Origin of the sequence: Endozoicomonas sp. SESOKO2, assembly GCF_024606245.1 — a bacterium.
GTDB lineage: Bacteria > Pseudomonadota > Gammaproteobacteria > Pseudomonadales > Endozoicomonadaceae > Endozoicomonas_A.
The window spans coordinates 1-8,857 of record NZ_JAHHPQ010000451.1 but is presented as its reverse complement, the minus strand read 5'-3'; the positions used below and the strand labels follow the sequence as shown (position 1 = coordinate 8,857).

Below are 8,857 nucleotides of genomic sequence, written 5' to 3'. Positions count from 1 at the left end.
AATTGGTTCTGCGGCTTAGAGTCGGTTTTAGCATGAAAGTTCATGACATTGATGTTAGTGAAACTAACACCTACCAGAAAGGCCGCTTTTTTCAGCGGCCTTTTTGTATCAGGGAGTTGAGCTCAAAGCGGGTTCTTTCCCTCGACTTTCCTGAAACCAGCTCTTGAGGTCATGCCCTGCACCGATCAGACAGGGAATGATCGCCAGAGTGATAAAGGTGGCAAAGAGAATGCCAAAGCCCAGAGAGATCGCCATGGGGATGACCATCTGTGCTTGACGGGAAGTCTCGAAAATCATTGGAGCCAATCCACCAAAGGTGGTCAGTGTCGTCAGAATAATAGGACGGAAACGTCGGGTTGTGGCCTGATTAATGGCTTCTCTCCAGTCCTTTCCATCTTTTCTGTGTCCGTTGTAGGTGGTCAGTAGAATTAGACTGTCGTTCACCACAACGCCACAAAGCGCTATGATACCCATAAAACTGATCATGCTCAGGGTGTAGCCCAGTATTATATGACCCAAAAAAGCGCCTGCTACCCCAAAAGGAATGGCTGCCATGACCAGTAGTGGCTGGGTAAAGCTCTGAAAAGGTATAGCCAGCAGAGCGTAGATCAAAAGCATGGCCAGCAGGCTCGACTTCAAGAGCGCACTCATGCTTTTTGCTGCACGTTTCTGGTCTCCTCCCAGATCGATTTGTAGTCCCGGATACTTAGCCTGAAGCTCCTCAAATACATTGTTTTGAAGAGAGCTGATGATCTGCGGTGTAGAACCCCTCGGGTTCACTTCTGCGGTAATATCAACGGTTCTGCTGCCATCTCTGCGGGTTACGCTTGATGGGGCAGTACTCTTGCCAATGGCTGCGACACGGGTCAGAGGAATATAGCTGCCGTCGTCAGTACGGATCATCATATTGAGAAGATCGGCTTCACTCTGCCTCAATGCTTCATTTAACATGACTTTCACCGAGACTTCGTTTCTTCCTTCCTGCTGCTTTATGGCTGTTATGCCAAAGAGAGCATTGCGCAACTGTCGTGAAATATCGTTAGCGGTGAGCCCCAGAGCCATGCCTTCATCACTGATGCGGATATCCAGCTGAGGATTACCACTGGCGAAACTGCTGGAAATATCCGTGACTCCGCTAAATTGTTCGAGTTTCCCTACGAGAAATTCACTGGACTGGCGAAGAACCTCAGTGTCTGTGTGGCTGAGTTCAACGGTCAGGGCAGGATCACCTCCCGGACCATGACCTGTCGTACTATACGTGATGCTCAGGAGCCCCGTCAGTTCGCCATTCGCTTTCCGCCACAGGTTAGCGACTTGAGCAGTACTGATCGGGCGTACATCAGGAGTAGTCAGGTTCAGAGAAACTCTGATTACGTCGTTCTCAATGATGGTTGAAAGGCCGCTTACCAGTTTATCGCCGCCATTTTCCCGGGCCACTTCCTGTGCGCCAGCTTCAATGATGGCCAGCGTTTCCCTGATTTTGCTTTCAGAACTACCATATGGGTGAGTGGCAGTGACCCTGACAAAGCTGGCATCGGTTCTGGGCATCAGATAAAAGCCCAGTCTGCCGCTGGCCTGCCAGGCTCCGACCAGCACGACAATAGCCATAGCAATGGCAAGTGACAGGTATTTACGATCAAGAACGCTGTTCAGCACAGGCTTGTATCTTGTATTTATAAGCAACATTAGACGTTTATCAATACTTTGCTGTACGTTGTCCAGCCATTGACCCATTTTGCCTTTTGGCCTGTCTTTTGTTTGCCCCAGATGGGCGGGGAGAATAAACAGAGCCTCGATCCATGAGATGGCAAATACGCTGATGACCACCAACGGCGTCGCCTGTTGAAGTTTGCCCAGCATGCCGGGGAGAGTCAGAATCGGGAGAAAAGCCACCATGTTGGTCAGGATACTGAACGTCAGTGGTACGGCGACGTCTTTGGCCCCGAGAATAGCGGCCCTTGAAAAGCTCATGCCTTCCTGACGACGATGGTAGATGTTTTCACCGGCAATAATAGCATCATCCACTACAATCCCAAGGGCGATAATAAAGGCAAACATCGAAATAATATTGATGGAAACATCCATTCCGGGCAGTAATAGCATGGCGCCCAGGAAAGAGGTTGGAATTCCCATCGTGACCCAGAACGCCAGACGGTACTCCAGGAACAGACTCAGCAGAACCAGTACCAGCAGCAGTCCCAGAAAGGCATTTTTTAGCAGCAGATTCATCTGGTTTTTGAAGTTTACCGAGTCATCATCGGTGATCTCGATATTCACTCCGGGAGGCAGCTCCGCTCGTATTTCAGGAAGAATATTTCTTACGATATCCGATACACCGACGGGCGTTTGCTCACCCACACGGTAAACGGTCAGTCCGGCTGCCAGTTGACCGTTATAACGTGCCTCCGTACCATCGTCGTCGAAATCATGGGTGAGTGTGGCAATGTCTCCCAGTTTTAGCGTGCTGCCACTGGTCAATGTTTTGACCGGAACATCACGGAAAGCATCAGCCTGTTCACGACGTTCCTGAACCCGGACACTGATGTCGCCCCCGATAGCATTAATTTCTCCGGAAGTTTGATCGAAAGCATGCTGGCTGAGGGCTTCAGAAACCTCTGCCAGAGTCAATCCATAGCGTTGCAGCTGGTCTTGATCGATACTGATCCGGATCTCATGCCCGGGCTCCATATCCAGTTCAATCTGGGTGAGTCCGGGATCTCGCTGTAAACGGTCTCGAATGTTTTCTGCTACGGTTCGCAAAATCCGCTTATCGACCTCACCGTAGATCATGATTTCCATGACGTCTCTTTTACGGCTTTTGACGGATATCCGGGGTTTTTCGGATTCTTCAGGCAGAGTGCTGATTCGGTTTACTGCCTGATCAATATCCTGTAACAGTTGGTTGGCATCGTATCCTTCCATCACTTTGACGGTGATTGAGGCTGAGCCTGAAACCGACGTAGAGTTAATCTCATCAATGCCTTCAATGCCCCGGATGGCATTTTCAATAGGTAACACAATGCCCAGATCAATCTCTTCGGGTGTTGCTCCTGAGTAATTGACAGCCACTTCGATCCTGTCAACATTGAATTCAGGCATGATTTCTTTCTTGATGTCCCATGTGACAAACAGGCCACCAATAATCAGAAAGAGCATCAATAGATTCGGAGTGATCCTGTCACGAGCCATCCACGCGATAGCGCCTTTATGTTCAGTCATATCGCTCATGGCTTTTATATCGCTCATGGCTGCTTACCTTCAAAAATAGGCTTTTCTGCTGTGCGCAGTGGCAGGCCATTGACAGGTGTCGTCAGCGAAGAGCTGATCAGCTGGTCGCCATCTTCAAGGCCAGAGAGCAAGATCGCTTTCCCTGAGTCACGATAGATAGGTGATAAAGTTCGAATTTCGAGGGTGCTACCCCGGGTTAGCACCCAGATCTGATTGCTGTTTCTTATCAGTGCTTCAGGCACCACAAAGGCGTCGTCCACTTTTTTACCCACGATCTCTGCGCTAAGAAGATCATTCACCATTACAGGAGGCTTGCCCTTATTCTTTTCCCTTTGAGACAGCGGGTCCTCAATCTCAATAATGACCTTTGCCATAAGAGATCCGTCGTTCAGTTCGGGAGATACAGAGATCAGCCTTCCCTGACGAGAGTCTCCACTCCATTGAGGACTGGTGATTACTACAGAACTGCCGCTGGAATGTTCGTTGGCAAAATTCAACCATTTCAGCTGCTCGACAGGTACTTCCAGCTCTATCCAGAAACGGTCAGTTGAGATCAGCTTCATCAGGGCAGTGCTGTTGCTGACCTGACTACCGGGGTAAACGGAGTTGTTAATGACCTGGCTATTAAACGGTGCCGTTATTTGTGTGCGTCTAAGGTTCAGTTTTGCCTGATCCAGACTCGCCTGAGCCCTGATTAAACCTGCTTTAGCCGCTTCCAGTTGAGGTTGCCGAAGGACCAGGGCCTCTTCTTCCGGGGAGAGTTTATGGCCTGTCAGTTCGTACTCCTGCCGGGCGATATTCTGCTGACCCTGTTCCAGCTTCAATTCAGACAATGCCTGAGCGACAGCGGCTTCCTGTTCCCGAACAAGAATCTCATATTCATCCTGATCCAGAGTCACAAGCAGCTCACCTTTCTTGACACGGGAGCCTGGCATCAGGCCATCAAGGATACTGTCTATCCTGCCACTGACCTCTGGATAAAGAGTGACAAACTGACTTGGGATAACGGTGCCCAGACCCCTGAGACGAATGTTGACGGTTTGCTGCTCAACCGTAACTGTCTCGACCATTTGGGATTTTTTCCCGGGTTCGGCACGACTGGCTTTGGGAGAGGTCGTCATCAGCAGCCATGCTGTAATAATCGAGATGGCAAGGATCAATAGGGGGGCAGCAGGCTTTCTCAGGTGTTGGGTGGTTGGATTCATTTTCATATCAGTTTATGGGCTGAGCCTTGTCTTGTTCAGTGCCTGTCATGCTTTTATTCCGGACGAGCTCTTCTGCATTCAGATCACCCGCCAGAGCCCGGTGAAGTTGAATTCGCTCGGCCAGAAGATTGCCCTTGCTGATCAGTTTCTGCTGTTCCAGATCCAGTCTGCTGTTTTGTGCGGTTAACACTTCAAGGAAAGTGCTGTCACCATTCTGATACCGGGTCAGTTTGAACTGTTCTGTCTTGATAGCTAACGACAATTGTTTATCGATACTTTGTAGTTGCTGTTGCTCAGACTGTTCACGGGTCAATGCTGTTTCCACTTCCGTAAAGGCTTCGAGAATCGTTTGGGAATAAGTATTCAGGGATTCGCTCAAAGCCGCTTGCTGACGTTCGACTTCAGCTTTGCGCAGTCCACCATCAAAAAGGGGCGCGATCAGCCCCGCCGCCAGATGGCCTGCCCAGTCATTCACCAGAGAAGAGAAGTTTGAGCTGGTGGATAACAGTGAGGCCGTGAGATTGATCTGAGGCAGCCGGTCAGCCTCGGCCACAATCAATTGCTGATTTTGACGCTCGACATAAAACCAGGCCTGCCTGAGATCCGGACGACGACTCAATAAGTCAGCCGGTAAGCCTGTTGAGGGTAAAGGTTTCAGTTCCGGCGTTTTCGGGATATCGATTGAATGCAGTTCGATGGCTCCGGTCAACAGAGCCAACTGTTGGGAAGTCAGTTGCTGTTGACGCCTGGCAGCTAGTCTTTTGGCATTAAGATTTTCCAGAAGCTGTTGCTGTTGCAGCAGATCTTCTGCCTGCGTCTGACCGTATCGGAATCGCAGTTCAATCACGGACAGCTGACGGTTCAGGTTTTCAATCTGCTGATCATAGAGTTTGATCAGGGATTGTTGGGTGACCAGCTCGTACCATTGACGGGCTATCTCAGACGACAATGTTATAGTTGCAATGTTGAGTGCTTCGCGGCTGGCGAGAAGCTCGAACGTTGCAGAGGCTTCACTGGCGGCAAGGCGTGACCAGAGATCTACTTCATAGCTGGCCATCAATCCGATCTGAAATTGCTCAACATTACCGGAAGACTGCTTGGTGTGGCGGCCTTCGAAGGTTCCATCAATAGTGGGCACCGAAGTTGCTCCGGACTGTCTGGCAACGGCTTCAGCCTGACGAAGTCTGTCTGTTGCTGCTTTCAGACTGAAATTATTGGTCAATGCTGTTTCAATAAGGCTATTGAGCCGGGGGTCGTCAAAGCTTTGCCACCAGAGGCTGGTCTGAGCTTCATTGCCTGACTGAGAAAAGGTCGTTGGCAGAGAAGTTTTTGGTGGCGATAAGGTGCTGTGTGTAGCACAACCCGACATCAGGAGAAGCAAGGTTCCTAATGCCAGACAACGTGGGTATTTCATGGCTGAAAAATGATTGACTTTGATCAGCCATTATCCTGAAACCGTGATTTCAGATCAAAGATAATTACTAAACGACCAGATAGCCTATCGATTTATCCACAATCTTGCCAGCATTCCGGCCTTGGTGGTGAAGCCCGTTGTGATGGACTTTATTTCACCTTTTCTGATGATGAAAATGGCAGGCGTCACGCTGACGTTCCAGGCTCTGCTGGTAGAGCCCTGAGGGTCATTAATGACGGGAAAGTGTAAATCTTTGGCATTGAGGTATCGGGCCACTCTCTCATTGTCGCCTGAGACCATGGCCACGGTAACGACCTGATGATCTTCTGATAAATCACTGACCGCAGGGCTGACCCAGTGACAGACCCGGCACCAGCTGGCCCAGAAATAAAGCAGGACCGGTTTCTCTTCAGACAGTTTATAGAGGTCGATTTCTGCTCCGTTAACAGGCATTGCGCGCAGTTCCGGAGCCGCCCCCGAAGGCATGTCTCTTTGCAGATAGACGTTGTATGCCGTCATAACTACAGCTGCGATTAGCAGGGTGAAGACAGCTTCCCGAATGAATTTGCCAAGACGTATGCTCATTGAAATCCTTTGTTTTGTGTTAAGTCAGTGCTTTCTGGATCAGGCTCAGTGCTTCGGCAGGCAGATCCATTGCCAGCGCCTGCTGGTGAGCCTGTTCTGACATTTTGGCCCAGGTCTTCTGGACGATTCGAACCACTTTATCTTCCGGATGCTGTCTGGCAAAGTTCAGGAAATCGGTTTCGATAAACACCAGACAGGCACAGTCTTCCAGTGTCTGGGCTTCAGCATTGCGCTTGATGCCCAGTTTGCGAATGATACTTTCGGTCTGCTGGCAGCTCTCTTGACTGTAACCATTTTCCTGCATGACCTTGACTGCTTTTCGGGCGTGCAGTTTGCCCAGTTCTGTCCGCCATTTAAGGTAGCCAGGCCGATCCATCGGGAATTCTGAACGTGGAATTTCCCAACGGCAAAGATGCTGGCTGCGAACGGCAATCTGCAGTTCTTCGGAGGCATCCGGACATAACTTATCGAGCCATGCGGACATATTCTCTGCATAGATCAGTTCTTTGGCTTTGCCTTCGATGGTTTCAGGGTCTTGTTCATGCAGCTTGTCTATCGCTGCCAGAGTCTGTTGAATACGGCTCATAGGCTTTTTGTGATTTTGTGGGTGGGCGTTGATAGTGGAAGATAAACTTCACTGTGATCGGAAGAATCGTACGATGAGTTCCGAAGCACAGGTCAGTTAATCTGTGTTCCGGAATCTATCATATTCAGGCGGCTTTTTCTGTTTCAGGCAGCTCGGTGAGAGTGCCGTATTGTTGCCGGGCATAAATCAGAGGCGATGAGCCGCGGTTCAGGCGAACCTCGCGAACATGGCCAATACAGATAGAGTGTGTGCCTGATGTGTTGATTTCCTCCAGTTCGCAGACGACACTGGCCAAAGCGTCGTCCAGCATAGGTGCTCCGGATTGAGAGCTTGTCCAGTTACCTGCTTCCAGAAATCGTTGCTCGCCTCTGGCACCGGTGCTGCCGGCAAAAACATCAGACACACTCTGCTGGTCTGTGCTCAGGACATTGATACAGAAGTAACCGCTGGCTCTGATTTCTGCCAGTGCCTGTACGTCTTTATGGATGCAAACCAGCATGGAAACGGGTTCCATGGACAAAGAGCATACGGCTGTGGCGGTAAGACCGTTTCTTGATCCGTCATGTTGAGAAGTAATGACGTTGACGGACGCTGCCAGTTCCTGCATGGCCTGTTTAAAGTCCGAAACCAGAGACTGATCACTCATAAAACTGCACTCGTGCTTGGAAGGGAATTGAAAATAGGTTTTTACGTCAAATTGGGTACTATGATACCAATCAAACAGTAGGGCCGATAGAGAGACCAAGACCTGCTGATATTCAACAGGTCCGGGAGGTCGTCAACTCAGGAAAAGGTCATTCGCTGCGAAAAAAGTCGTTGAGTTTGGTCGCCAGCATCATATTGCCTTCAGTGCGAACCTTGCCAGCCATGAAGGCCTGCATGCCGTCCAGTTCACCGGTCATGATACCGACAAAAGATTCACTGTCGGTGATTAAGGTGACATTGGAGTCATCACTGGTACCCTTGACCACACGACAAGTGCCGTTATCAATGGCGACGTGATAGGTATCTCCGTCCGTGATATCAAACTGAAAAATCAGTTGTTGCCCTACTGCTGCATCGGCAACAAAACGTCTGGGCATCTCATCAAAGATTTCTTGCACCGTGGCCATTGTTATAACTCCGTGAGTATTATTCCTGTATACCCTGAGGCTCTTAGGTGGGTCAGGTTTTTATGTGTTGTAAGATATTCGCAGATCATATCTGATTTTTATATAAAGCTCTCTTGGATATTGCTTTGATTTACAAAAAACAACTCATGGTGAAGGTTTTTCATAACCCGTCGACAGGGCTATGATTCAGTCTGTCCGGCGGGCTTCTGTATAATAGTTGTTATGTGAATCAGGTACTGGCGCTGTTTGGCCGTTGTGCGACAATTGTTCGCTAAAATCTTTTGTTGCTATGGCATACGTGCCTCGGGAGGTCTTATGGTTTCTGAAATCTTCAATCCGGAACATTGGCAGGAAGTAGATGGGTTTGAATTCGAAGACATCACTTATCACCGGGCCAGACATCAGGGAACCGTGAGAATTGCCTTTAACCGACCCGAGTGTCGCAATGCTTTTCGGCCCAAAACGGTGGATGAACTGTTCCGGGCGCTTGAGCATGCGAGAATCTCCAGCGATATAGGCGTTGTGATTCTGACAGGCAACGGTCCGTCACCGAAAGATCGGGGTTGGGCTTTCTGTTCCGGAGGAGACCAGCGTATTCGTGGCAAAGACGGTTACAAGTATGAGGGCTTGCCCCGGGATGAGGTCGATCCGGCTCGTCTGGGACGTTTGCATATTCTCGAGGTTCAGCGACTGATCCGGTTTATGCCCCGTTTGGGCAGTTCCATCC

At 49.7% G+C, this 8,857-nt stretch carries 8 protein-coding genes; 1 reads left to right on the top strand and 7 read right to left on the bottom strand.

Going from position 1 to position 8,857, the window contains the following annotated elements; translation table 11 throughout:
* Positions 1 to 108: 108 nt before the first annotated feature.
* From KDK17_RS10215 to KDK17_RS10185, 7 genes are all read right to left on the bottom strand, one after another.
* The gene (locus KDK17_RS10215; RefSeq protein WP_257288010.1) at positions 109 to 3,246 is read right to left on the bottom strand and encodes an efflux RND transporter permease subunit; all 3,138 of its coding nucleotides are present in this window, start codon (positions 3,244 to 3,246) and stop codon (positions 109 to 111) included.
* Complete coding sequence (locus tag KDK17_RS10210; RefSeq protein WP_257280275.1) at positions 3,243 to 4,433, bottom strand: efflux RND transporter periplasmic adaptor subunit; 1,191 nt, start codon at positions 4,431 to 4,433, stop codon at positions 3,243 to 3,245. The genes KDK17_RS10215 and KDK17_RS10210 overlap by 4 nt, the downstream gene beginning before the upstream one ends.
* A gap of 7 nt (positions 4,434 to 4,440) precedes the next feature.
* The gene (locus KDK17_RS10205) at positions 4,441 to 5,847 is read right to left on the bottom strand and encodes an efflux transporter outer membrane subunit (protein ID WP_257280274.1); all 1,407 of its coding nucleotides are present in this window, start codon (positions 5,845 to 5,847) and stop codon (positions 4,441 to 4,443) included.
* Between the two features lie 84 nt (positions 5,848 to 5,931).
* Positions 5,932 to 6,432, bottom strand: coding sequence for a protein disulfide oxidoreductase (locus KDK17_RS10200; RefSeq protein ID WP_257288009.1), 501 nt, complete (start codon positions 6,430 to 6,432; stop codon positions 5,932 to 5,934).
* 19 nt (positions 6,433 to 6,451) lie between these two features.
* Positions 6,452 to 7,018 (bottom strand): DUF4202 domain-containing protein, encoded by a 567-nt coding sequence (locus tag KDK17_RS10195; protein WP_257288008.1) that lies wholly within the window; start codon positions 7,016 to 7,018, stop codon positions 6,452 to 6,454.
* Between the two features lie 124 nt (positions 7,019 to 7,142).
* Positions 7,143 to 7,664 carry a flavin reductase family protein gene (locus KDK17_RS10190; protein ID WP_257280271.1) on the bottom strand — a complete coding sequence of 174 codons (522 nt, stop codon included), beginning with the start codon at positions 7,662 to 7,664 and terminating at the stop codon, positions 7,143 to 7,145.
* A 148-nt stretch (positions 7,665 to 7,812) separates the two neighbouring features.
* Positions 7,813 to 8,136 carry an SCP2 sterol-binding domain-containing protein gene (locus KDK17_RS10185; RefSeq protein ID WP_257280294.1) on the bottom strand — a complete coding sequence of 108 codons (324 nt, stop codon included), beginning with the start codon at positions 8,134 to 8,136 and terminating at the stop codon, positions 7,813 to 7,815.
* Positions 8,137 to 8,445: 309 nt separating this feature from the next.
* Here KDK17_RS10185 and KDK17_RS10180 point away from each other — a divergent pair.
* The coding region (locus KDK17_RS10180; RefSeq protein ID WP_257288007.1) for an enoyl-CoA hydratase-related protein at positions 8,446 to 8,857 on the top strand (412 nt) is incomplete at its 3' end.